The sequence below is a fragment of the Nocardia araoensis NBRC 100135 genome (genome assembly GCF_000308435.1).
Taxonomy (GTDB): domain Bacteria; phylum Actinomycetota; class Actinomycetes; order Mycobacteriales; family Mycobacteriaceae; genus Nocardia; species Nocardia araoensis.
On the sequence record NZ_BAFR01000147.1, the window covers coordinates 1 to 24055 of the forward strand.

A 24055-nucleotide genomic window follows, 5' to 3' on the forward strand; every position below is an offset into this window, starting at 1 on the left:
GCAACGAGACCGCGTTGCGCACGATGGCCACCCAGGTGCACGACCTGACCGAGACCACCGCGGTGGACGCGGTGACCGAGGCGGCCTGGACCCGACGTGCGCACCATCCGATCCGCGCGGCGTTCGCCTACCGCGACGCCGACGATCTGCGCTCGCAGCTGGCCGATTTCGCCGCGGGCGCGGGCAAGTCGCCCGCCCGCGCGCTCACCGACGGCTCCACCCAGCCGGTGTTCGTGTTCAGCGGCATGGGCCCGCAGTGGTGGGGCATGGCCCGCGACCTGCTCGAGGCGGGCGGGCATTTCGCCGCCGCCGCGCGGTCGATCGACGAGGTCTTCCAGGAGATCGCGGGCTGGTCGATCGTCGAGGAACTGCTGCGCCCCGAAGCGGAGTCGCGGATCACCGCGACCGCGTACGCCCAGCCGGCGAACTTCCTGGTCCAGGCCGCGCTCGTGGCCGAACTCGCCGAACTCGGCATCCACCCCGCCGCGGTGGTCGGCCACAGCGTCGGCGAAGTGGCCTCGGCCTATGTCGCCGGCTCGCTGTCGCTGCGCGACGCGCTGCTGGTGAGCTACCACCGCGCCCGTTTGCAGGCCACCACCGCGGGCACCGGCGGCATGCTCGCCGTCGGTCTGTCGGAGGAGCAACTGCGCGAGCGCCTGGCGGGCGTGGCGGGCGTCTGCGTGGCGGCGATCAACAGCCACTCCGCGGCGACGCTGTCCGGCGACCTGGCCGAATTGGACCGCATCAGGGACGATCTCACCGCCGAAGGCGTCTTCGCCAAGGCGCTGCGCGTCGAGGTGCCCTACCACAGCCACCTGATGGATCCCATCCTCGGCGAACTCACCACCGTGCTCGGCGGCCTCGAGCCGCGATCCGCGCGGGTGCCGATCTGGTCCACCGTGACCGGCGGTGAACTGTCCGGCCCCGACTGGGACGCCGAATACTGGTGCCGCAACGTGCGCGAGCCGGTGCGGTTCGGCGCGGCCGTGGAAAGCCTGCTCGACGCCGGGCACCGGGTCTTCCTCGAGGTGGGACCGCATCCGGTGCTCAGCGGCAACATCAAGGAGGCGTTCGTGCGCCGCGGCCTCGACGGCGCGGCGATCAGCACCCTGTCCCGCAAGGCCGACGACCGCGGCAACCTCCTGCGCGCGGTCGGCGAGCTGTACCAAGCGGGCGGGCTGGACACCGCGCACGCGCCGGGGGCGCCGGAAACGCCGGTGGCGCAGCTGGATCTGCCCCGCTATCCGTGGCAGCGCCGCACGCTGTGGACCGAGGACCCCGCCATCGAGGCGGACCGCGTCGGCGCCGTCGACGGCTACGTCATGCTCGGCCAGCGCACCGGGGCGTCCGCGCCGGAGTGGGAAGTGGAGCTGTCCGTCGCCGCGCTGCCGTGGCTGCCCGATCACGTGGTGGACGGGTCCGTCGTGCTGCCGGGCGCGGCCTACCTGGACGCCGCGCTCAGCGCCGTCGCGGTGCGGACCGGGCGCGCCACTTTCGGGCTGGAGTCCGTCCAGTTCGTCGCGCCGCTGGTGATCGGCAGGCACGACGTGCCGGTACTGCGCCTCACCGTCGAGGAGACCACTCGCCGGTTCACCCTGCGCTCGCGCGCCGCCACCGCGACCACGTGGACGGTCAACGCGCACGGCAGGCTGATCGAGGCGGACGTCGACGCGCGCACCATCGACCTCACCCCGGCGGCGGACGCGGTGGAGGTCTCCGCCGCGACGCTCTACGACGGCCTGGCCGCGCACGGCCTGGCCTACGGGCCGAGCTTCCGGCTGATCACGGCCGCCAGTGTGGGCGCCGACTCCGTGCTGGCCCGGCTCGATCTCACGCCGCTGGCCGGGAGCGCGCCGAGCCTGCCGCATCTGGCCCATCCCGCGGCGGTCGACGCCGCGCTGCAGTGCTTCGCGGCCCTGTACGCCCAGACCGCGCACGGCGCGAGCGTCGTGGTGCCGTCCTCGGTCGCCGGGGTGCGCTGGACCGGGCCGCTGCCCGAACAGGCGGTCGTGCTCGTCCGCCGCGTCGACGGCGACCCGCTGTGCGCCGACATCACCGTCGCCTCGCCGGAAGGCGCTGTGGCACTGACCCTTTCGGGCGTGCGGTTCGCCAGCCTCGCGGCCGAGCCGGACCTGCACGACCAGCTCGACGGGCTGTTCTACGAGCCGGTGTGGGCCATCGTCGACGACGCCGCGACCGCCGAAGAACCCGCGGGCGGGGAGGAGTTCCTGCTCGTGGTCAGCCTGGGCAGCACCGTCTCCCAGCGCGCGAAGGAGATCGCCAGCGCGCGGGCGTCGGCGGAGATACTCACCCTGGAACCGGAGGAGGCCGACGCCTCGGATCGCGTCCTGGCAGCTCTGCGCGCCGCCCAGGAGCGGCCCGGCGTGACGCGCGGCCGCCTCGTGGTGGTGTCCGGCGCCGAACTTGACGCGGTACCCAACGCCTACGGGCTCGCGCAGGTCGCCAAAGCGGTCGGCGAACTGGTGGTCGGGGACGAGGACGACGACGCCCCGGCGACCGAGGTGCGCGCGGTGGTGGTCACCGAGCAGGCGTTCTGCCTGCCGATCGACGCCTTCGCCCATCCCGCGCAAGCCGCGCTCACCGGCGCCCGGCGCACGCTGCGCAACGAGCAACCCGCGGTGCAGTGGCGACTGGTGGACACCGAACCAACCACGCGCGCCGCGGACATCCTCGAGCAGGTGCTCGGCGACGGACGAGCCGACGAGGTCGCCTTGCGCGCGGGCGCGTGCTGGGCGCTGCACCTGCGCAAGTCCCTGCGCGACCATCTGGCGGTCTGGGACGAGGCCGCGCCGCTGACCGACCCGGAAAGCTCCTTCCGCCTGGAGATTCCGCGCTCACGACTGCTGTCGGACCTGGCGTGGCGCGCGGTCGATCGCGTGCCGCCGGGGCCCGGGGAGGTCGAGATCCGGATGGACGCGGTGGGTCTCAACTACAAGGACGCGCTCAAGGTGCTCGGTGTGCTCACCGAAAACGAGCTGGCCGGAACGTATTTCGGTACCGAACTGGGCATGGACGGGTTCGGCGTGGTCGAGCGGGTCGGTCCGGGGGTGACCGAGGTCGCCGTCGGGGACGAGATGTCGGTGTGCGCCAGGGACCTGGTGCGCCGCTACGTCACCCTCCGGCCGGACGAGGGCGCCACGATGCCCCTCGACTACCCGGACACCGAACTCGACCCGTGCCACTCCAGCTCGGTCCTGCCCTTCCTCACCGCCGAGTTCGCCTTCGGCGAGCTCGCGCACCTGCGACCGGGTGAGACGGTGCTGGTGCACGGCGCGGCGGGCGGCATGGGCATGGCGGCGGTGCAAGTGGCGGTGCGCCTCGGCGCGCGGGTGATCGCGACGGCGGGCTCGGACTCCCGGCGCGCGGTGGCCGCGGCGGCGGGGGCGCACGAGGTGGTCAATTCGCGCTCGGTCAGCTTCGTCGACGACGTGCTCGCCCTGACCGAAGGGCGCGGCGTCGACGTGGTCTACAACTCCTCCCCCGGTGAGATTCTTCAGCAGAACCTGCGGGTGGCCGCCGAATTCGGCCGGATCATCGAGATCGGCAAGGCCGACATCTACGGCGGCGGCACGATCGACCTGCGCCCGTTCGACCGGAACCTGTCGTTCTTCGCCGTGGACATGGACCGCGCCCTGGCCGTGCGTCCCGAACTGGTTCGCCGCTCGGCGCGCCGGGCGATGGACGCCCTGAACGACGGCACCTACGACTACCTGCCCTACACCGCGTTCCCGCTCGCTTCGACCGCCGAGGCGTTCGAAACCGTCGTGCGTTCCAAGCAGATCGGCCGGGTCGTGCTCGATCTGCGCGAGCCGGAGCCGACCGTGCTGGCCAAGCGGCCGAGTCTGCCGATCGACCCCGCGGCCAGCTACCTGGTGACCGGCGGCTTCGGCGCGTTCGGCCTGGCCACCGCACGCTGGCTGGCGCGGATCGGCGCGCGGCGCCTGGTGCTGGTCGGACGCAGCGGCGCCACCGGAGACGCGGCCCGCGCCGCGGTCGCCGAACTCGCCGCCACGGGTGTGGAGGTGGTCGAGGAGCGTCTCGACATGGCCGACTACGACTCCGTCGCCGCGCTGATCGAACGCATTCAGGCCAGCGGACATCCGCTGCGCGGGGTGTTCCACGCGGCGGGTGTGGTGAACAACCTCGAGGTCCCGCAGATCACCGCCGAGTCGCTGGCGGAGATCTTCGGGCCCAAGGTCGCCGGTGCGGTCAACCTGGACACCGCCGTCACCGCGGCCGACATCGACCTCGACATGTTCGTGCTGTTCTCCTCGGCGAGCAGCATCGTCGGCATCTCGCCCCAATTCGGCTACGCGGCGGCCAATTCCGTGCTGGACATGATCGCCGCCGCCCGGCGGGCCCGTGGCGCCGCCGCGCTCGCGGTGAACTGGGGCTTCATGAGCGGTGGCGGTGGCATGGCCGATTACGAGGCGGTCAGCCGATACGCGGAGATGACCGGGTACCGCTCGGTGGACATGGACGTCGCCACCGATCTGCTGGGCGAGTGCCTGCGGCTGAACCTGCCGCAGATCGTGCTGTTCGACGTGGACTGGAGCCAGTGGGCGCTGGCGCATCGCCCGTCCACCCGCACGCCGCGTTTCGCCGACCAGGTGGCGGCCGCGGGCGGCGGCGCGTCGGGTGCGGGCGCGCTGCGGGCGGAGATCCTGCAGCTGGGTGTGGAGCAGCGCGGCGAGGTGGTGGCCTACCTGCTCGCCGAGCAGCTGGCCGCGGTGCTCGGCGTCGACGCCGAGACGATCGACCTGAACACCCCGCTGCCCGAACTCGGCATGGATTCGCTGATGGGCATGGAGTTCGGCGCCCGCGTGGTGCAAGTGCTCGGCACCCAGCTGTCGGTGCTCGCCGTGATCGGACTGACGTTGCGCGGGCTCGGCGCGCGAATTGCCGAGCAGATTGCCCAGGAAGAAGAGCGCGCGGCGAGGAGCGAGGACGAATGACCGGCAACAACAGGGAACTGGCCCGCGCACTGCTGGCCAGGCACGCAGGCGGCGAGAACACCGCCCCGGCGACGGGCAACGGCGCGCAGGCCGCGAACGGCTCCGCCGCGCCCACCGCGGCGGCCGGCAACGGTAACGGCGCGCAGCGCGGGGTCGCACACACGTCCTTCCGTGACCACCCCGGCGTGCTCGAGGCCGCGCAGCGGTTCGGGCGGTTCGACGCCTGGGTCAACCAGGTAGGACTGGTCAACCCGTACTACTTGCCGCACGAGGGCATCAGCGGCGCGGTGACCCGGATGGCCGACCGGGACGTGGTGAACTTCAGCAGCTTCGGCTACCTGGACCTGGCCGCCGACCCGCGGGTACGGCAGGCCGCCAAGGACGCGATCGACCAGTACGGCACCTCCGCCGCCGCGGTCCGGATCGTGGCGGGCGAGCTGCCGATCTATCGCGAGTTGGAAGCCGAGATCGCCCGCATCTACGACACCGAGGCGGCGCTGGTGACCGCCAGCGGCTACCTCACCAACGCCGCCGCGGTCGGATTCCTGCTCGGCAAGCGCGATCTCGCGGTGTGCGACGCGCTGATCCACCACAGCGTGGTCTCCGGCACCGAGTGGTCGCGCTGCAAGCGAGTTTCGTTCCGGCACAACGATCCCGAGTCGCTCGAGACGATCCTCAAGATGTCGCGGCGCAGCTTCGACCGGGCCATGGTGATCATCGAGGGCCTCTACAGCATGGACGGCGACGTGGTCCGGCTGCCGGAGATCATCGAGGTGGCTCGGCGCTACGACTGCTCGATCATGATCGACGAAGCGCATTCGTTCGGCACACTCGGCGCCACCGGACACGGCGTGCGCGAGCTGTTCGACCTGCCCGGCGACGCCGTGGACGTCTGGATGGGCACCTTGTCCAAGGCGCTCGGCAGCGTCGGCGGCTATCTCGCGGGCAACCGGGAACTGGTCGACGGATTCAAGTACGTGGCAGGCGGTTTGAGCATGTACACCGCCGCGCCCGCCCCGTCGGCCATCGGCGCCGCGCTGGCCGGGCTCGAGGTCCTGCGCGACGAGCCGGACCGCGTGACGCGGCTGCGGCACAACAGCGAGTACTTCCACCGCCGCGCCGAGGAGTACGGCTTCGACATCGGCACGTCCGAGGGCTCGCCGATCATTCCGGTCATGACCGGCGCCGACGAACCGGCCGTGCTGGCGGCGCTGGCCATGTTGCAACGCGATTTCAGCGTGAACGCCATCACCCATCCGGTCGTCCCGGCCGGGGAGGCCAGGCTGCGGTTCTTCATCAACTGCAGGCACACCGAGCAGCAAATGGACCAGGCGCTGGCCACGCTGCGCGAGGTGCTCGACGGACTCGCGGACACCGCGGGACAGCAATTCACACTCGCCCATGAGGAGCAGCACTCGTGAAAATTCCCATCAACCGATCCCTCCTCCGAAAAGCGGTGGTGCCCGGGGTGGCGCTGCTGCTGATGGGCTCGCTGTTCATTCCCGCGCGGTCGGCGCTGCTGCCCACCTACGACGAGGCGGGCGGCCCCATCGCGAGCAAGTTCGACTTCACCGCGATGCCGATCGCGCTGCCCAAGGGCCTGCCCACGGACCGCAAGATCCGCGAGCTACGCGAGCCGTACAAGCACCTGTCGGCCTGGATCTCCTCGGTCGGCGCGGCCATCGCGATGAACGACCTCGACGGCAACCGGCTGGCCGACGACCTGTGCGTGGTCGACCCGCGCTCCGACACCGCCTTCATCACGCCGACGCCGGACAGCAACACCGCTCGGTACGAGCCCTTCGTGCTCGATCCGAAGCCGCTTCCGGTCGACTCCTCCACGGTGCCATCGGGTTGCATCCCGGGCGACTTCAACGGTGACGGCCGCATGGACGCGCTGGTGTCCTACTACGGCCGCACGCCGATCCTGTATCTGCAGCGGGCCAACGCGACCCGCCTGGATGCCAAGGCGTTCCGCCCGATCGACCTCGTTCCTTCGCCGAACACCCCGGACGGGCACTACGAAGGCCAGCGCTGGATCACCGCGGCGGTCTCGGTCTCCGACTTCGACGGCGACGGCAAGCCGGACATCTACCTGGGTCAGTACTTCAACGACATGGACGTGCTCTCCAAGGACGGCCAGCTCGCGCTGTGGATGACCGACTCGCTGTCCAACGCGCGCAACGGCGGCAAGGACCGGATCTTCACCCTGGCCTCCGCCAAGTCGGGCGACGAGCCGACCGCCGAGTACCGCGAGGTGGCCAACCCGTTCCCGATCGGTATGGACACCGGATGGGCGTTGGCCGCCGCCGCGGCCGACCTGAACGGAGATCAGCTACCCGAGCTGTATGTGGCCAACGACTTCGGGCGCGACCGCCTGTTCGTCAACAAGTCCACGCCGGGCCAGATCCGTTTCGGCTTCGCCGAAGGCGAGCGGGGGATCACCGAGCCGAAGTCGTATGTGATGGGCCATGATTCGGACAAGGGCATGGCCGCCGACTTCGGCGACCTGAACGGCGACGGCATGCCGGACCTGTTCGTCAGCAACATCGCCGTGCGCTTCGCGCTCATGGAGGGCCACTTCGCGTTCTACAACACGGCCAAGGACACCGCCGACGCGGCACGTCAACTGGCCGAGGGCGTGGCGCCGTTCAAGAACCGCGCGACCGACGTCGGCCTGGCCTGGGAGACCTGGGGCTGGGACGCCAAGATCGACGACTTCGACAACGACGGCCGCAACGAGCTGATCCAGGCCACCGGCATGATCAAGGGCGACACCAACCGGTGGCCGCAGATCCAGGAACTCGGCACCATGAACGACGACCTGACCAAGTACCCGTGGGCCTGGCCGATCATCGGCTCCGACGCCGACCTGGCCGGCAGCAATCCGGTCGGCTTCTTCAGCCGCGGTGACGACGGCAAGTTCGCCAACCTCACCCACGCGCTCGGCATGGACACCCCGGTGCCCTCGCGCGGCATCGCCGTCGGCGACACCTCCGGCAACGGCGCGCTCAGCTTCGCCGTCGCCCGCCAGTGGGGCGATCCGACCTTCTACCACAACAACAAGGCGAAGGGCGGCCAGTTCCTCGGCCTGAAGCTGTTCAAGCCGACCTGGGAGGGCAACGCCGCCACGACCACCGTCGCCGGCCTTCCGCCGCAGGGCGTTCCTGCGGTGGACGCCCAGGTCGAGGTCCGCACGCCGGACGGCCGGTTGCTCACCAGCCACCTCGACGGCGGCAGCGGACACACCGGCAAGCGGGCCACCGAGGTGCACATCGGCCTCGGCGAGGTCGATCCGGCCGCCCCGTTGAACGTCACGCTCCGCTGGCGGGAGACCAACGGCACCCCGCACGAACAATCCCTCCAGCTCGCGCCGGGCTGGCACACCGTGAACCTCGCCTCGGACGCGCAGGAGGTCAAGCAGCGATGAGCGACAACGAGAAGAACGATCCGGGCGAGGCGAAAGCCGCGTCGAACGGCCATCACGAAGCGCCCGCGGCCGACGGCAACGGCAGTGCCGCGGCCAACGGCAACGGCAACGGCAACGGCAACGGAGCCGCACCCGAGGGCAACGGCACGGCCGCACCCGCGACCACCGCCGAACGCATCTCGTCGATGCAGCGCTCGGGTACCGAGTTCGCCAAGGAATGGGTGGAGAAGCCCGCGGCGACGAAGGATCCGCGCTACCTGGCGCTGCGCAACTTCGCCATCTCGATCACGATCTTCAACCTGATCGGGTTCCCGCTGCTCGGCTTCGAGCAGCCGTTCCTCTGGCCGTTCATCGCACTCGCCACCGCATACACCACCGAAATCGGGCTGGAGGTCCTGGCGGCCTGGGCGTACAAGCGCCCGCCCGCCTTCCGTGGCCGCGGGCCGCGTGGGCTGTTCGAGTTCCTGTTGCCCGCGCACATCACCGGCCTGGCGTTCAACTTCCTGACCTTCGCGCACGACAAGTTGTGGCCGGTGATCTTCGGCATCGTGGTCGCGGTGGGCACGAAGTGGGTGCTGCGCGCGAAGATCAACGGCAAGATGCGCCACTTCATGAACCCGTCGAACTTCGGTGTGGTGGTGTGTTTCCTGGTGTTCCCGATGATCGCGGTGGCGCCGCCGTACCACTTCACCGAATACATCACCGGACCGGCCGACGCGCTCATCGTGCTGGGTCTGCTGACGACCGGCACCATGCTCAACGCCAAGCTGACGCTCAAGATGCCGCTGATCATGGCGTGGGTGGGCGCGTTCGCGCTGCAGGCCATCGTGCGCGGGCTCATCGAGCCGAACATCTCGATCCTGGCCGGCCTGAGCATGATGACCGGCCTGGCGTTCGTCCTGTTCACCAATTACATGGTCACCGACCCCGGCACCACGCCGTCGGGCAAGAGGCAGCAGATCATGTTCGGCGCATCCGTCGGCATCATGTACGGCGTGGTCACCGCGCTGCACATCTCCTACGGGTTGTTCATCGCGCTGGTCATCGTCTGCGGCGCCCGGGGCGTCTACTGGTGGGCGCGCGGCATCGCCGAATGGTGGCAGCGACGGGGCGCGGCGCCGGAAGCGGCGGAGCAGCCCGTGGTGGCCGACGACCTCGAGGCCGACATCGCGGGCGAACCCGAACCGGAGAAGGAGGCCGCCCGCTCCTGACCGAACGCGCCGAGTCACGTGCTCGGCGCGTTCGCCACCGGCGTCACCGTGGTCACCACCGGGTGGCCACGGCACTCCTCCGACGATTGGAGAACCCATGCCCTCGCCGTTGGGTCCGCTGCGCGCGGCCCTGTTCGTCCCCAGTCCGGCCAGTGTCCGCCAAGTGCTCAGCGAATTCGAGCAGCCCGACCAGCACACCGCGCTCGAACTCGAGCAGGTGACGATGCACCTGGTCGGGGGCATCGATTCCGCGGTGCGCAGCTCGAACAACGACGAGCTGATCGCCACCTTGTCGCAGGTGCCGCCGAAGTACCGCGGGTTCGCCTACGAAGGCGCGGCGGTCGGTCTCACCGCGATCGACTCGCTCTCGCCGGGCCGGCGCGCGGCCGACCTGATCGACGGCCCGGCCGCCGAGTACGCCTTGACCATGTACGTCGGTGTCGGCCTCGCCATGGCGAAGATCCCGAAGTTCCGGTGGAAGAAGCTGTTTCCGCAGCACCCGCTGTTCCGCTGGCTCGCCATCGACGGCTACGGCTTCTACAAGGCGTTCTTCCAGATGCAACGCTATGTGCGCGACAAGCACGTCGAGACCGGTTACCCCGGCTGGCTCGGCGACCGCGACAATCTGAAGCGCATCGCGGACCAGGGCATGGGCCGCGCGCTGTGGTTCATCGGCGGCGGCAGCCCGGCCGGCGTCGTGCGGCTGATCGGCGAGTTCGACCCGAAACGGCACGCCGATCTGTGGAGCGGCGTCGGCATCGCCGTCACCTTCGCGGGTGGCGTGGAATCCGCTGCCATGGAAGAACTCTGGGACGTGGCCGGCGAGTTCCGGCCGCAACTGTCGCTGGGCTCGGCCATGGTCGCCCGCATCCGGCAGCAGACCGACAGCGTGAACGAGCACAGCGAGGCGGCCGCGCAGGTCTTCTGCGGGAACACCGTCGCGAAGACCGACGCGCTGATCGAGAGTTCGCTCGACGGCCTGCCCGACGACGGCAGTTCCGGCACCTACCTGCTGTGGCGGGACCGGATCGCCGACATCGTCACCGCCGGTCGGGCCTGAGCCGGCGCGATGGCACGGGTCAAGGACTGGGTCGGCAAGCACGTCATCGTCACCGGAGGATCGGAAGGGATCGGCGCCGCGGTGGCGGAGGCATTCGCGGGGCGCGGCGCGCAGGTCTCGATCATCGCGCGGCGGAAGCTTCCGCTGCGCGACACCGCGAAGCGAGTGGGCGCGGACTGGGCCGCCGCGGATGTCACGCGTGCGGACCAATTGGCCGCGGCCATCACGGAATTGGAGCAGCGCAACGGCCCGTGCGAGGTCATCGCCTGCTGCGCCGGTCTCGCGCTACCCGGGCGGTTCCTCGAAGTGGACCCCGATGAGTTCGAGGTGCAGATGTCGGCGAACTATCTCGGCGCGGTGCACGCGGTGCGGCGGGTGCTGCCCGGCATGGTGGAGCGGGCCGGGGGGAAGATCCTGCTGGTCAGCTCCACGTCGGCGTTTCTCGGCATCACCGGGTACACCGCCTACGGACCCACCAAGGCGAGCATCCGGCAGCTGGCGTTGTGCCTGCGCTACGAAGTCGAGCCGAAGGGCGTGGACGTCACGGTGATCTATCCGGCCGACACCGACACACCGGGACTGGCCATGGAGAACACCAGGAAGCCGGTGGAGACCAAGGCGATCACCGGATCGATCGAGCCGATGTCGGCCAAGACGGTCGCCGAGGCGGCGGTACGCGGCCTGGAACGCGGCCGCCACCACATCGCGCTCGACCCGCTCACGCGGTTCTTCCTGGCCTGGGCGAACCTGCCCGAGGACCTGGCCCGGCCGTTCATGCGCCGCACCATCGCCAAGGCACTGCGCGGCGACTGAACGCAGGCCGCGCGAAAGGCCCGCTCACGAATCCGTTGCGTGAGCGGGCCTTTCGCCGTATTCACCCGATGATGATCACCACGCAGGCCGCGATGAACAGGACCTGGACCAGCGCCCGCAGAGGCAGGGGCATGGTCTTGATGCCCAGTTCGGCGCGGGCGGCGCGGACGTTCGCCGGGAACAGCGCCACCAGCAGCGCGATCAGGCAGGCCGCGGCCAGGTCGGCGGTGGCGGGAACGAGCACGCCGACCGCACCCGCCAGTTCCAGCACGCCGGTCAGCGTCACCAGCGCGGGGGCGTTCGGCAACCGCGGCGGCACCATGGCGATCAGAGCGTCGCGGCGCGGCTGGAGGAAGTGCGCGCTCGACGTGAGGACGAGCATCGCGGCCAGCCCGAGCGCGGTCGCGTGCGCCCACGAATCGAGCCAGCCGTTACCGGTCAGCCAGCCGATGAGCCGGACGAGTGCGGTGACGGCGACGAGGACGACCAGCGGTGCCATCGGGATCTCCTGTGGATCGAAGAGCAAATCTTGACAGTGGAAAGATACGACCGCGGTCAAGAACTTGTCAATGTCTAGATAATCGGTCACCATCGAGGTATGGCGAAGGACGGCTATCACCACGGAGATCTCCGCGCGGCGCTGCTCACCGCCGCCGCCGAGCGGATCGCCGCCGACGGCGTCGACGCTCTCTCGCTGCGCAATCTGGCCCGGCACGCGGGCGTCTCGCACGCCGCGCCCGCCCACCACTTCGGCGATCGGGCCGGACTGCTCACCGCGTTGGCGATCGAGGGATTCGAACTGCTGGCCGCACAGCTCACGCAGGCCGGTTCGGACTTCCGGGAGGTCGCGGTGGCCTACATTCGCTTCGCGCGCGAGCATCCGGGACACTTCGACGTCATGTTCCGGCACAGCCTGCTCCACGCGGAGGACGAGACATTGCGCGCCGCGCGAGAGCGATCCGGCCTGGCGCTGCGCTCCGGCGTGTCGAACATCCAGCCGGGCCACGGCCACGACCGTCAGCGGGCGACGCAACTCGCCGCATGGTCGCTGGTGCACGGCTTCGCTTCGCTGTGGCGCGAAGGGGCGCTGCATAATTCAGCACTGGCCACCGATTCCGATCCGGAGGTCCTCGCCCGCAAGATGCTGTCCACCGTCCGCTTCGACTGACCGCAAACCGGCTTGCGCCGAGCCGCCACCGTGCTATCCAGAGACCCGGAAGGAGCAGGCGGCCACCTCCCAGCTGCCATCGACACATGGACATCCACGCCTATCCCACCGACGCGACCACACCGGTGGACCCGACCGAGGCGCACCGGATCGCCGACCGCCATCTCACCACCGGCGACTACGCCGATCGCGGCATCACCTATCAGCTGACGGAGTTCGACACCTGCTTCGTCGCCGTCGCCACCTTTCCCCGGCCGCCGCAGGCCGACCCGGACAGCCCGCCGGTGATCGTCGGCGGCTCCGTGTGCGTCATCGACAAGCCCACCGGCGCGGTCTCCTACTGGCCGACCTACCCGGCCGACCTGGTCGCCGATCAGTACGCGACCGCGCTGCGCGACGGGAACCTCGTCATCGAGGACAGCTGGCCGGAGTAAACCCGTTGCGGCCATTGACAATTGAAAACCGGCCCACGACCATGATCAGCGGCGCCGTCCACCGGGCGGAACAGGGAGGTGTCGAGCTTCCGTAACCGATGCAGCCACAGGAGGCGGGTTTCTTCATGGGGGACAACGATCCCGACGACGGTACGCGCGACACGGAGCAGCCCCGGCAGCAGGACTCCAGCGAGCAGAAGAGCTGGATTCGTCGCCACTCCGGGACGATCCTCACGACGCTGCTGTTCCCGATCGTCTCGGGGTTGATCGTCCTGGCGGTGGAGAAGTTCACCGACGACAAAGACGACGACTCCGCGCGAACCTCGACGTCGACTACGCAGACCACCGTCTCCTCGGAGGCCCGCACCCCCTCTTCCACGACATCGCCCGCCCCTGCGACCTCGGCGGCCGCCGGATCGAACGACGTCCGATGGTCCGGCACGCTCAACATGACCTACCTCGACCTGGACTCCGTTCCGCCCCGCGTCCTGCCCAACAACGGTGGCGCCAGCGCCTGGGTCAGCTACGACCGCGAGTCGTCCGGCGGATTCTCCGCGGCCACGCTCTACGGACTCGGCGGCGGATTCTTCACGACGAAGCCCACCCTCGCCCAGTGGACCACCTCGGCCGCACCCACCAGGCAGCAGTGCTCGGACCTCATCTCCACCCAGGGCGCGGAAACCCTCCCGATCACCAAGGACAGCGCCTACTGCGTGAAAACCGCGGCGGGCCGCACGGCCTTCATCACCGGACTCTCCCTCGACAACGCGGTACACGCCTACACGGCCTCCGTGACCGTCTGGTCTGCCACGCAGTAGGTCGGCGCTCCGAATTCAGAAGGCGGGTTGCGCAGGAAGGTCCGGGTTCGGGTTCGGGTTCGGCGCGGGTTCGCCCGCGTCGGGAACCTCGGTGCCGCGCAACGAAGTCCCGGCGGTCTCCCGCAGGTAGTTCCAGGCGAGCAGCCCGATCAGGGAAGCGCCGACCATGTAGACGGCGGGGAACAGCGACCAGCCGGTGGCCTCGATGACGGCCTCGTTGATCAGCGGGGCGGTGCCGCCGAAGATCGCGGTGGAGACGTTGTAGGCCAGCGCGAACCCCGCGTACCGGACATGGGTCGGGAAGATGGCGGGGAAAGTGGAGCTGATGGTGGACAACTGCGGCACGTACAGCAGTCCGAGCACGATGAAGCCGAGGATCGCCCAAGCCGTGCCCTGACCCATCAGCCAGTACATCGGCACCGCGAGCACGGCCAGACCGGTCAGCGAGAACAACCACATCGGACGGCGGCCGACGTTGTCGGACAGCCGGCCGAAGAACGGCAGCACGAGCATCATCACCACTTGCCCGAGCAGCATCATCGCGGTGGTGGCCGACTCCCCCAGGCCGATCGTGTTCTGCAAGTAGGTGGGCTGGTAGGTCAGCAGCGTGTAGTTCACCACGTTGAGCGCGACCACCAGTCCGGCCAGCGTGAGCGTCTCACGCCGGTAGGTGGTGAGCACCTCGCGCAGGCCGCCCGGCGGTCGCTTGTGCTCGGCGACCTCGGTGAACACCGGGCTCTCGTCCAGCTTGGCTCGCAGGTACCAACCGGTCAGGCCGAGCGGGATGGCGATCAGGAACGGGATGCGCCAGCCCCAGTCGTGCATGGTGTCCGAACCGAGCGCGAGCTGACAGGCCAGCACCGTCGCGGAGCCGCCGACGAAGCCGGCGAGCGTGCCGAACTCCAGGAAGCTGCCGAGGAATCCGCGTTTGCGGTCGGACGCGCATTCGGCGAGATACGTTGCGGCGCCTCCGTATTCACCGCCGGTCGAGAACCCCTGCACGACACGGAGCAGGATGAGCAGGATCGGCGCGAGTACGCCGACGGACGCGTGGGTCGGCAGCACGCCGATGGCGCCGGTGGCGGCGGCCATGAGCAGAATCGTGGTGGCCAGCACGGCTTTCCGGCCGATCCGGTCACCCAGCGGCCCCCACACCATGCCGCCGAGCGGCCGGAGTACGAACGAGATGGCGAAGCCGAGCATGGTGCCGAGCGTGCCGAGTTCGCCGGGGAAGAAGGCGTCGGTCAGGTATGTCGCCGTCGCCGCGTAGACGCCGTAGTCGAACCATTCGGTCGCGTTTCCCATGGCGGAAGCCGCCACGGAGCGTCGTAGCGGAAAACTGCCGGATGTTCGATCGGTCACGTGCACGTCCTCTCCAGTCCGTCACGGACCTCGGTTCGTTCCATCTCCGATCCCTGGAACCGAAGGTGGGGCACGAAACAGACCGATACCCAGGATTGGAACGCGGCAAACAGTCACGCGACAGGAAGAGGATGAGCGCGCCCGCTCTGACCTGCCACCATGGAAGTGATTGTGATGTAGGTCACATAACACTCGCAGCCGTCACCACACCCCGCCGGCCAGTAAGTGATGGCACCTGCGATCACTTCCGCCCGAGCATGACGGCAATAGCGGCGGCGACTTCCCGCGCCAGCGCCCCATCGACCGGGGCGTGCCGGCTCAGCAGTCGGTACCACATGGCCCCGAAAGCGAAATCGACCACGAGGTCCAACGGCACCGCTTCGGCGAACTCGCCCCTGTCCACGCCCCGCCGAAGCAGCGTATGCAACACGGCGCGACGCGGGCCGATCACCGCGCTCTGCAAGCGCTCGGAGAGCGAGGGATCGCGCTGCGCGTCGGCCATCAGTCCGACCAGCGCCTGACCCGTCAGTTTGCGCGTGAGCTCGTAGGTCACGGTGAGCAGAGCTTCGACCTCGGCGAGCACGTCGGCGGACTCGGCGGACGCGCGCAATGCCGGATCCTCCTCGACGAGCCCGGCCAGCGCCTCCATGAGCACCGCGGCCTTGTCCGGCCACCAGCGATACACCGTCTGCCTGCCCGCGCCCGCCGCGTCGGCGATCGCCTTGATGGTCAGGTCCTGATAGCCGTCGCGTTCGCACAGTTCCAGCGCGGCGCGCAGGATCGCGCGCCTGGTGTCCTCGCTGCGCGGACGGCCGCGGGTTCCGGTCATGCCGACACTTTACAAGACACCGTGACTCGTTTATATTTCGAGACACAGAGCTTCGAAAATCAGGAGGATGTTGTGCGCAACCGAGTCGTCATCGTGGGCGGTACATCGGGCATCGGCCGGGCCGCGGCGCGCAGGCTCGCCGGCCACGGGCACGCCGTAATCATCGCGGGTCGCGACAAGGGCAGGCTCGAAGCCGCGCTGGCCGAACTGGGCGAGAACGTCACCGGCCGGACCGTCGACGCGCGTGACGAGGCGGAACTGGCCCGGTTCTTCGCCGAGACCGGGCCGATCGACCACGTGGTGGTGACCGTGACCGGCCCGTCCGGCACGACGCCGTTCCGCGAACTCGAACTCGACCATCTGCGCCGCCACGTGGAGGGCAAACTGCTGCCGCACACCGCCGCGATACAGGCCGCGCTGCCGCATCTGACGGAAGGCGGTTCGATCACCCTGGTGTCGGCGGCTTCGGCGGGCGGCTCGATGCCCGCCACCGCGGCGCTGGCGGCGGTGAATGCCGGTGTGGAGGCGATGATTCCGGTGCTGGCCGTCGAGCTCGCGCCGCTGCGCGTGAACGCGGTGTCCCCCGGGGTGATCGACACCGAATGGTGGAGTTTCCTGCCCGACGGTGCGCGCGCCGAGGTCTTCGATTCGATCGCCTCGACCACCCCGGTCGGGCGCGTCGGCACCGCCGACGACGTCGCGCACGCGATCGAATTCCTGGTGGACAATTCGTTCACGTCCGGAATCGTGGTGCGCGTCGACGGCGGCGCACGCTTGGGCGCGCCGAAATAGGTCCTACAGCGGCGTCACGTACGCGCCCGCGATACCGCCGTCCACCAGGAACTGGGATGCGGTGATGAACGAGGAATCGTCGCTGGCGAGGAAGGCCACGGCGGCGGCGATCTCCTCCGGTTCGGCGAACCGGCCGAGGGGCACGTGCACCAGGCGGCGGGCGGCGCGCTCCGGGTCCTTGGCGAACAGCTCCTGGAGTAGCGGGGTGTTCACCGGCCCGGGGCACAAGGCGTTGACCCGAATGCCCTTGCGCGCGAACTGCACGCCGAGTTCGCGGCTCATCGCCAGCACGCCGCCCTTGGAGGCGGTATAGGAGATCTGCGAGGTCGCCGCGCCCATCACCGCGACGAAGGAAGCGGTGTTGATCACCGAACCCTTGCCGCGCTCCAGCATGTGTTCGATGGCGTACTTGCTGCACAGGTACACGGAGGTCAGATTGACCTCCTGGACCCGCCGCCACGCGTCGATGCCGGTGGTGAGGATCGAATCGTCCTCCGGCGGGGAGATGCCCGCGTTGTTGAACGCGATGTCCAGCCCGCCGTAGGTGTCGACCGCGGTCTGGAACATGGCTTGCACCTGGGCTTCGTCGGTCACGTCCACCTGCACGTACCGGCCGCCGACCTCCTTGGCCGCCGCCTCGCCGGTCCCGGCGTCGATGTCCGCGACCACCACCTTCGCCCCCTCCGCCGCGAAGCGACGGACCGTGGCCAGACCGATACCGCTCCCGCCGCCGGTGACGACGGCGACTCGATCCTGTAAGCGCTGCAACGTATCTCCTGTCGGGTATGCGGGTGTCACTACATGGCGAGGAAGACGTTCTTGGTCTCGGTGAAGGCCACCGCGGCGTCCGGACCGAGTTCGCGCCCCAGCCCGGACTGTTTGAAACCGCCGAACGGCGTCCAGTACCGTACGGACGAATGCGAGTTCACCGACAGGTTGCCCGCCTCCACACCGCGGGCCACACGCAGCGCCCTCCCGACGTCCCTGGTCCAGATGGAACCCGACAGACCGTAGTTCGTATCGTTGGCGATGCGCAGCGCGTCGGCCTCGTCCTCGAACGGGACCACCGCGACCACCGGGCCGAACACCTCCTCGGTGAGCACCCGGTCGGTGGGCGCGCCGGGCAGCACGACGGTCGGCGGGTACCAGAATCCGGGACCATCGGGCGTGCTTCCGGTGAACGCGACCTTGGTCGATGGCTGCACGAACTCGGCCACCCGCTCCCGGTGCGCGGCCGAGATGAGCGGGCCCATCTCGGTGGATTCGTCGGACGGGTCGCCGACGCGCACCCCCTGCACGGCGGGCTCCAGCAATTCGAGGAAGCGGTCGAATACGCTGCGCTGCACAAGAATCCGGGAGCGGGCGCAGCAGTCCTGCCCGGCATTGTCGAAGACGCCGTAGGGCGCGGTCGCCGCCGCCTGTTCCAGGTCGGCGTCGGCGAACACGATGTTCGCGCTCTTGCCGCCGAGTTCCAGCGTCACCCGCTTCACCTGCCGCGCGCAGCCGGCCATGATCTGAGTGCCCACCTCGGTGGAACCGGTGAACACCACCTTGCGGACGGACGGGTGGGTGACGAAGCGCTGCCCCACCACCGATCCCTTGCCGGGCAGCACCTGGAACACACCCTCCGGCAGACCCGCTTCGAGCGCGAGTTCGCCGAGCCGCAGGGCGGTCAGCGGAGTGAGCTCGGCGGGTTTGAGCACCACGGTGTTGCCCGCGGCGAGCGCGGGGGCGAAACCCCAGGCCGCGATCGGCATCGGGAAATTCCACGGCACGATCACCCCGACCACGCCGAGCGGTTCGTGGAAGGTGATGTCGACTCCGCCCGCGACCGGAATCTGGCTGCCCAGCAACCGTTCCGGCATCCCGGCCGCGTAGTGCAGGACGTCGCGGACATTGCCCGCCTCCCAGCGCGCGTTGCCGATGGTGTGCCCCGCGTTGGCGACCTCCAGCCGGGCGAGGTGCTCGAGATCCTCCTCGACCGCCTCGGCGAACCGGCGCAGCAACCGCGCCCGGTCACCGGGCGCCACCTCGCGCCACGCGGCCGACGCGCGCTGCGCCGCGGCGATGGCGGCATCGGTCCCGGCTTCGCCGACGAGTTCGACGGTCGTGACCACCTCTTCGGTCGCCGGATTGAGCACCTGCGCTGTCGTCACGAGTCCCGCTCCCTTCGATAGGTGTCCGCCGCCTCGGTCAGTGCCCGCACCAGCCTGCGATCGGTGGCGTCGGCCTCCGGATGCCACTGCACACCGACCAGGAAGGGCCCGTCGGTGGCCTCCGCGGCCTCGATCGTGCCGTCGGCGGCGTACGCGCTGGCGGTCAGGCCCGCGGCGAGCCGATCGACGGCTTGATGATGGTGGCAGTGCACCTTCACCTCCGGACCGGCCAGCCGCGCGACCCTGCTGCCAGCGATGGTCAGCACCCGGGTGGCGGTGAACCCGCCCTCGACGCCGGAGTGCTCCTCGTGCCCGACCACGTCGGGCAGATGCGGGATCAACGTGCCGCCGAGCGCCACGTTCGCCAGCTGGAGCCCGCGGCACACCGCGAGAATCGGCATGCCCGCGGCCCTGGCCAGCTCGAACAGGCCGAACTCCGACTCGTCCCGGTCCGGCCTGGTGTAGCCGGATATCCCGGTCGCAGGGCCGCCGTAGCGCGCGGGATCGACGTCCGCGCCGCCGGTCAGCACCAACCCGTCGAGCCGCCGCACCAACTCGGGACGCGCGACGCCCGCGGGCGGCAGCAGCACCGGGATGCCGCCCGCGGCGGCCACCATCTCGACATAGGCGTGCGGCAGCACCGCGCACGGTAGCTCCCACGCGTTGAAACGGGCCTGCTCCACATAGGTGGGCAGGCCGATCACGGGACGGGCTCCCGCGACCTCAGAGTCGTTCGAAACCACGGATACGCTCCCAGTCGGTGACCGCGGCGTCGTAGGCGTCCAGCTCCACCCGCGCCGCGTTGCGGTAGTGCTCCACTACATCATCACCGAAGGCCGCGCGCGCCACCGTGCTGTCACCGAACAGCTGGGCCGCTTCGCGCAGCGTACGCGGCACCCGGGGGCGCTCGGAGTGATAGGCGTTGCCGTGGAATTCCGGCTCCAGCGGCAGGCGTCGGTCGATGCCGTGCAATCCCGCCGCGATCAGCGCGGCGACGGCCAGGTACGGGTTCACGTCACCGCCGGGCACCCGGTTCTCCAAGCGCAGCGAATGGCCCTCGCCGACGACGCGGATGGCGCAGGTCCGATTGTCGCGGCCCCACGCGATCGCGGTGGGCGCGAAGCTGCCCACGGCGAATCGCTTGTAGGAGTTGATGTTCGGGGCCAGCAGGTAGGTGAACTCGCGCAGGCAATCCAGCTGGCCCGCGATGAACTGCCGCATCAGCGCCGACATGCCGTCCTGGCCGTCACCCGCGAAGACCGGCTCGCCCGCATCGCCGCGCAGGCTCACATGGATGTGGCAGGAATTGCCTTCCCGCTCATTGTATTTCGCCATGAAGGTGAGGCTGCGCCCTTCCTGCGCCGCGATCTCCTTCGCACCGGTCTTGTAGATACTGTGGTTGTCGCAGGTGACGAGGGCTTCGTCGTACCGGAACGCGATCTCGTGCTGACCGGGATTGCACTCGCCTTTGGCCGACTCGACATACATTCCGGCGCCGTCCATCTCCTTGCGGATACGGCGCAGCAACGGCTCGATCCGCCCGGTGCCGAGCATCGAGTAGTCGACGTTGTACTGATTGGCCGGCGTCAGCCCGCGATAGCCCGCGTTCCAGGCCGCCTCGTAGCTGTCGTCGAACACCAGGAACTCGAGTTCGGTCCCGACGAACGCGCGCAGACCGCGCTCGCTCAGCCGGTCCAGCTGTTCGCGCAGCACCTGGCGCGGTGACGCCGCGACCGCCCGCCCGTGCGGCACCACGTGCTCGACGTCGCAGAGCACCAGCGCCGTGCCCGGCCACCACGGCACGGTCCGCAGCGTGCGCAGATCCGGCCGCAACACGACGTCGCCGTACCCGGTCTCCCAGGACGAGAGGGCGTAGCCGTCGACCGTGGTCATATCCACGTCCACCGCGAGCAGGTAGCCGCACGCCTCGGTGGCGTGCTCGAGCACCTCCTCCAGGAAATATCGTGCCGCGCAGCGCTTCCCTTGCAGCCGTCCCTGCATGTCGGTCATGGCGACCAGCACCGTGTCGATCTCACCCGTATCGACCTGGTCCCGCAATTGCGCCACACTCAGCATCCCGCTACGCATCCACGACCCCTCTCGGCACCAACCGTGCTCACGCTAGAGCAAAACGGACACCTGTGTGACGTGACACCGGAATATCGTCCGCGTCCCGTCACACTGCGCGATCGGGCCGGCTCGAACGCCTCGGCGGTGGCCGAGCAGAGATCAGGACAACGGATTGCGGAGGGCCGCGGAAATGATCGACAGCCTGCGCGGACGTGACAGCACGGGCGGGCGCGGTGCGCGGATCGGCCGTCCGAGCCACATGCGCAGCAGCAACGCCGCGAAACGCAGATGGCCCCGCAGCGCAGGACCGGCGAGGGCGAGCGACCAACGGGTCTGCGTGCCTGCCGCGGGCAACTCGCGGCCGGCGAAGCGACCGGCGAGCCAATCGACCATGACCGGCAGCGCCAGGAACTGCAGCAGCAGATGGGTGCTGAGCCGATCACGCAGGTAGCGCACGTGGGCGCCCGCCGCGACGTAGCGCGCGACGTGGCCGTCCACGTCGGCGGCCGCGATGACCTCGTCGTGCACGCCTTGCAGCACGAGCATGGGCATGCCGGGCGCTCGGCCGCCGGGGTGGATGTCGTCGAGGATCCGTCGCAACCCGTCCTGCTCGAGCATGGCGGTCAGCCCCGCGTCACTGTGCTTGTCGATGTCGCGGCGGGCGAAGCGATACAGCAGCGGGAACGTCGCGGTGGTCTCGGTCTCGGCCAGCCAGCCGAGATACCGGGCGTCCAGATGGGCGTGCAGCAAGCGGTCCAGTTCCGGGTAGCCGCGGCGCAGTCCCGCGGTGAAGACGGCCGCGAATCCCGCGAAGAGGGTGCCGTTGAGCCGGACGAACGCGGCGGCCGGATCCCCCACCGGCGACCCGGCCACCGCGCCGACGATGTTCAACTCCGGTGCGTACTCCGCGGCCGTCTCCGCGGCCCAGGCCGTGGCCAATCCCCCGCCCGAGTAGCCCCACAGCGCCACGGGCGTGGCCGGGTCGAGTCCCAGTGGAACGAAGGCGAGGGCGGCGCGCACCGCGTCCAGCGCGCGATATCCCGGCTCCCTCGCCACGCCGAACCGGCCCGCGGTTCCTCCGTGATCCGGCACCGACACCGCCCACCCCCGCGCCAGGGCGCTGACGATCAGCGGCAGCTCGAGCTGGGGAATCGACCCCGCCGCCCGCGCCCCGCGCCGGAGCGAATAGGACGGAAGACATTTCGAGGCCACCGCGTCGATCGCGCACTGGAACGAGACCAGCGGGCGCGGCTGGGCCGGATCCGCGCCCCACGGCAACAGCACGGTGGTCACCGCCACCTCGGGCACCCCGTTCAGATCACACGTCCGATAGACCAGCTGCCAGGCCGAGATACGTTGCGGCACAATCCCGAAGAAGCCGATCCGCACCGCCCGCGCGCGCACGATCACACCGGGGCGCAAGCGCCCGACCGCGGGCGGCGGAACGTAGAACGGGTCGTCTTCGGGCAGTATCGGCCGATGCGAGAACGCGGCCGGATCGGGCGGCGCCTGGCCCCCATCCCATTCGAGCTGCACACTCATCCGGTTCTTCCTTTCCGACGGCACGGCCGGGCGTCCCGCGCCGGAAGCCCGTATTCACCCAACCAAGGTCGCGGCCGGAAAAGAATTGTCCCGGGTGCCAATTAGACGCTCGCGGATTCTCGCGCCGGTGCAGTGACAGCGGCTCACAAACTGCCGTTGCCGCCGACCATCCACGGATTGAAGGTGCATTCCAACGTCGGCTGGGCGACCGGATCGAGCGCGTGCAGCACGATCGACGCGGCCCGTGGGGAATACATCATCGTCAGGTGGTCGGACATATCCTGCTCGCACCCGTCCTGCAGCGTGACGTTGTCCACCGTCGCGTCCGGCCCCGCCTGCAGGAACGTCCATTGATACGGGTTGGTCACCTCGTCGTGGCGGGAGCCGACCGCCGTGTAGGCGACGCCCGGCACCGTGTCGCCCCCGGCGTTCAGAGTGGCATAGAACCGCGAGCCCACCGCCTGCTGGATATTCGCGAGCCCGACCAGCGGCTCGTAGAACCCGAGAATATCGACGCCCAGATTGTTGATGACCCGGCCCAGCGTGGCGATGCCCATCAGCGAGGTGCCGTGGTGGGTCGCCCCCAAACTGACCAGCTTGCCCACTTTGCCCTGGCCGCCCTCGAACTTCAGATAGTGGTCGGCGACCGTGCCGCCTTGGGAGTGGCCCACGATGTCGACCGCTTGCCCACCGGTCGCGGCAAGCACCCGGTCGACGAAATCGCGCAGCTGCACCGCCGAATCCTCCATCCGGCCCACGCCGAATCGCCCGGGCAGGATCGGGCCGAGACCGCCGCCCTCCAGGATTCCGGACCGCCCGAAATTGAAGGCGAACACACAGAATCCGGCGCGGGCCAAGCGCGGGGACAAATAGGAGAAGGTGTCGTAGGCGTTGAGCCAGGTGCCGTGCAGCAGCACCACCGGCCGTGGGTGTTCGGCGGAAGGGATGCAGTTCCACCTGTTGGCGCCGGGCGGGGCGGCGTCCGGGTGGGTCAGGCCGTAAGCGAAAGCCGCCAGGTACGCCGACATCTCCGGTCCTTCACCGAACGCGTCGGAAGCGACGCTGGTCGGCCAGCCCGACGAGCTGCCGGTGTCCACGATCGCGCGCGGTTGCCTGCCGTCCTGGGCGGGCGTCAGGCCCGCGCTGATGTAATCGGCGAGGGCCTGCTGGGTCGGCTCGATCTCCTGCTGCGCGTGCGCCGCTCCGCCGCCCAGCGCGGTCGCCATCGTCACGCCCGCGATGACCGCGGCCCCTAGAATCGCCTGCCGAGCGTTGTGCATCATTGCCAACATTCAGTTCACTTCCATTCGCACCGAACGAACGCGGCCGGCGGTGAACCGAGCACCGCCGTGAAATGTCTGCCGCGCCACATTCGAGAAGCGATGTGATCGGGG

General features: G+C 69.6%; 19 protein-coding genes. 10 read left to right on the forward strand and 9 right to left on the reverse strand.

Translation table 11 applies throughout. From position 1 onward, the window contains the following. The first annotated feature begins 23 nt into the window (after positions 1 to 23). The 6 genes from ON21_RS19915 to ON21_RS19940 all read left to right on the forward strand — a co-directional run bounded on the left by ON21_RS19915 (position 24) and on the right by ON21_RS19940 (position 11490). Positions 24 to 4976, forward strand: coding sequence for an SDR family NAD(P)-dependent oxidoreductase (locus ON21_RS19915; RefSeq protein ID WP_083880755.1), 4953 nt, complete (start codon positions 24 to 26; stop codon positions 4974 to 4976). Beyond that, the gene (locus tag ON21_RS19920) at positions 4973 to 6397 is read left to right on the forward strand and encodes an aminotransferase class I/II-fold pyridoxal phosphate-dependent enzyme (RefSeq protein WP_039799777.1); all 1425 of its coding nucleotides are present in this window, start codon (positions 4973 to 4975) and stop codon (positions 6395 to 6397) included. Before ON21_RS19915 ends, ON21_RS19920 begins: the two co-directional genes overlap by 4 nt. After that, entirely contained in the window at positions 6394 to 8406 is a 2013-nt protein-coding gene (locus ON21_RS19925; RefSeq protein ID WP_218004111.1) for a CRTAC1 family protein, read from the forward strand. Before ON21_RS19920 ends, ON21_RS19925 begins: the two co-directional genes overlap by 4 nt. After that, positions 8403 to 9617 carry an RnfABCDGE type electron transport complex subunit D gene (locus ON21_RS19930; protein WP_039799778.1) on the forward strand — a complete coding sequence of 405 codons (1215 nt, stop codon included), beginning with the start codon at positions 8403 to 8405 and terminating at the stop codon, positions 9615 to 9617. Before ON21_RS19925 ends, ON21_RS19930 begins: the two co-directional genes overlap by 4 nt. A gap of 97 nt (positions 9618 to 9714) precedes the next feature. After that, complete coding sequence (locus ON21_RS19935) at positions 9715 to 10677, forward strand: DUF1702 family protein (RefSeq protein WP_051021043.1); 963 nt, start codon at positions 9715 to 9717, stop codon at positions 10675 to 10677. A 9-nt stretch (positions 10678 to 10686) separates the two neighbouring features. Then, the gene (locus ON21_RS19940) at positions 10687 to 11490 is read left to right on the forward strand and encodes an SDR family oxidoreductase (protein ID WP_051021045.1); all 804 of its coding nucleotides are present in this window, start codon (positions 10687 to 10689) and stop codon (positions 11488 to 11490) included. Between the two features lie 61 nt (positions 11491 to 11551). Here the strand turns inward: ON21_RS19940 and ON21_RS19945 are convergent, their stop codons facing one another. After that, entirely contained in the window at positions 11552 to 11989 is a 438-nt protein-coding gene (locus ON21_RS19945) for a DoxX family protein (protein ID WP_039799848.1), read from the reverse strand. Between the two features lie 99 nt (positions 11990 to 12088). Between ON21_RS19945 and ON21_RS19950 the strand changes: the two genes are divergently transcribed. From ON21_RS19950 to ON21_RS19960, 3 genes are all read left to right on the forward strand, one after another. Beyond that, complete coding sequence (locus tag ON21_RS19950) at positions 12089 to 12658, forward strand: TetR/AcrR family transcriptional regulator (protein ID WP_039799779.1); 570 nt, start codon at positions 12089 to 12091, stop codon at positions 12656 to 12658. Positions 12659 to 12744: 86 nt separating this feature from the next. Then, entirely contained in the window at positions 12745 to 13092 is a 348-nt protein-coding gene (locus ON21_RS19955; protein ID WP_039799781.1) for an SUKH-4 family immunity protein, read from the forward strand. Between the two features lie 125 nt (positions 13093 to 13217). Beyond that, positions 13218 to 13910, forward strand: coding sequence for a hypothetical protein (locus ON21_RS19960; protein WP_157170890.1), 693 nt, complete (start codon positions 13218 to 13220; stop codon positions 13908 to 13910). A gap of 15 nt (positions 13911 to 13925) precedes the next feature. Here ON21_RS19960 and ON21_RS19965 read toward each other — a convergent pair whose 3' ends face one another. Then, positions 13926 to 15215, reverse strand: coding sequence for an MFS transporter (locus tag ON21_RS19965; protein WP_051021104.1), 1290 nt, complete (start codon positions 15213 to 15215; stop codon positions 13926 to 13928). 298 nt (positions 15216 to 15513) lie between these two features. Beyond that, on the reverse strand, positions 15514 to 16101 hold the full coding sequence (locus tag ON21_RS19970; RefSeq protein ID WP_039799785.1) for a TetR/AcrR family transcriptional regulator: 588 nt from the start codon (positions 16099 to 16101) through the stop codon (positions 15514 to 15516). Between the two features lie 72 nt (positions 16102 to 16173). Between ON21_RS19970 and ON21_RS19975 the strand changes: the two genes are divergently transcribed. Continuing rightward, positions 16174 to 16893, forward strand: coding sequence for an SDR family oxidoreductase (locus ON21_RS19975; protein ID WP_039799786.1), 720 nt, complete (start codon positions 16174 to 16176; stop codon positions 16891 to 16893). Between the two features lie 3 nt (positions 16894 to 16896). Here the strand turns inward: ON21_RS19975 and ON21_RS19980 are convergent, their stop codons facing one another. The 6 genes from ON21_RS19980 to ON21_RS20005 all read right to left on the reverse strand — a co-directional run bounded on the left by ON21_RS19980 (position 16897) and on the right by ON21_RS20005 (position 23944). Continuing rightward, positions 16897 to 17691: a 3-oxoacyl-ACP reductase gene (locus tag ON21_RS19980; protein ID WP_373281141.1), complete on the reverse strand. Its 795-nt coding sequence runs from the start codon at positions 17689 to 17691 to the stop codon at positions 16897 to 16899. After that, complete coding sequence (locus ON21_RS19985) at positions 17691 to 19049, reverse strand: aldehyde dehydrogenase family protein (protein WP_039799788.1); 1359 nt, start codon at positions 19047 to 19049, stop codon at positions 17691 to 17693. The genes ON21_RS19980 and ON21_RS19985 overlap by 1 nt, the downstream gene beginning before the upstream one ends. Continuing rightward, positions 19046 to 19792: a gamma-glutamyl-gamma-aminobutyrate hydrolase family protein gene (locus tag ON21_RS19990; protein WP_039799790.1), complete on the reverse strand. Its 747-nt coding sequence runs from the start codon at positions 19790 to 19792 to the stop codon at positions 19046 to 19048. The genes ON21_RS19985 and ON21_RS19990 overlap by 4 nt, the downstream gene beginning before the upstream one ends. Beyond that, entirely contained in the window at positions 19773 to 21137 is a 1365-nt protein-coding gene (locus ON21_RS19995; protein WP_083880751.1) for a glutamine synthetase family protein, read from the reverse strand. The genes ON21_RS19990 and ON21_RS19995 overlap by 20 nt, the downstream gene beginning before the upstream one ends. Before the next feature lie 141 nt (positions 21138 to 21278). Then, entirely contained in the window at positions 21279 to 22661 is a 1383-nt protein-coding gene (locus ON21_RS20000) for a lipase family protein (RefSeq protein WP_051021047.1), read from the reverse strand. A 143-nt stretch (positions 22662 to 22804) separates the two neighbouring features. After that, a complete protein-coding gene (locus ON21_RS20005; RefSeq protein WP_039799795.1) occupies positions 22805 to 23944 on the reverse strand; it encodes an esterase/lipase family protein in 1140 nt (379 codons plus the stop codon). Between the last annotated feature and the right edge of the window lie 111 nt (positions 23945 to 24055).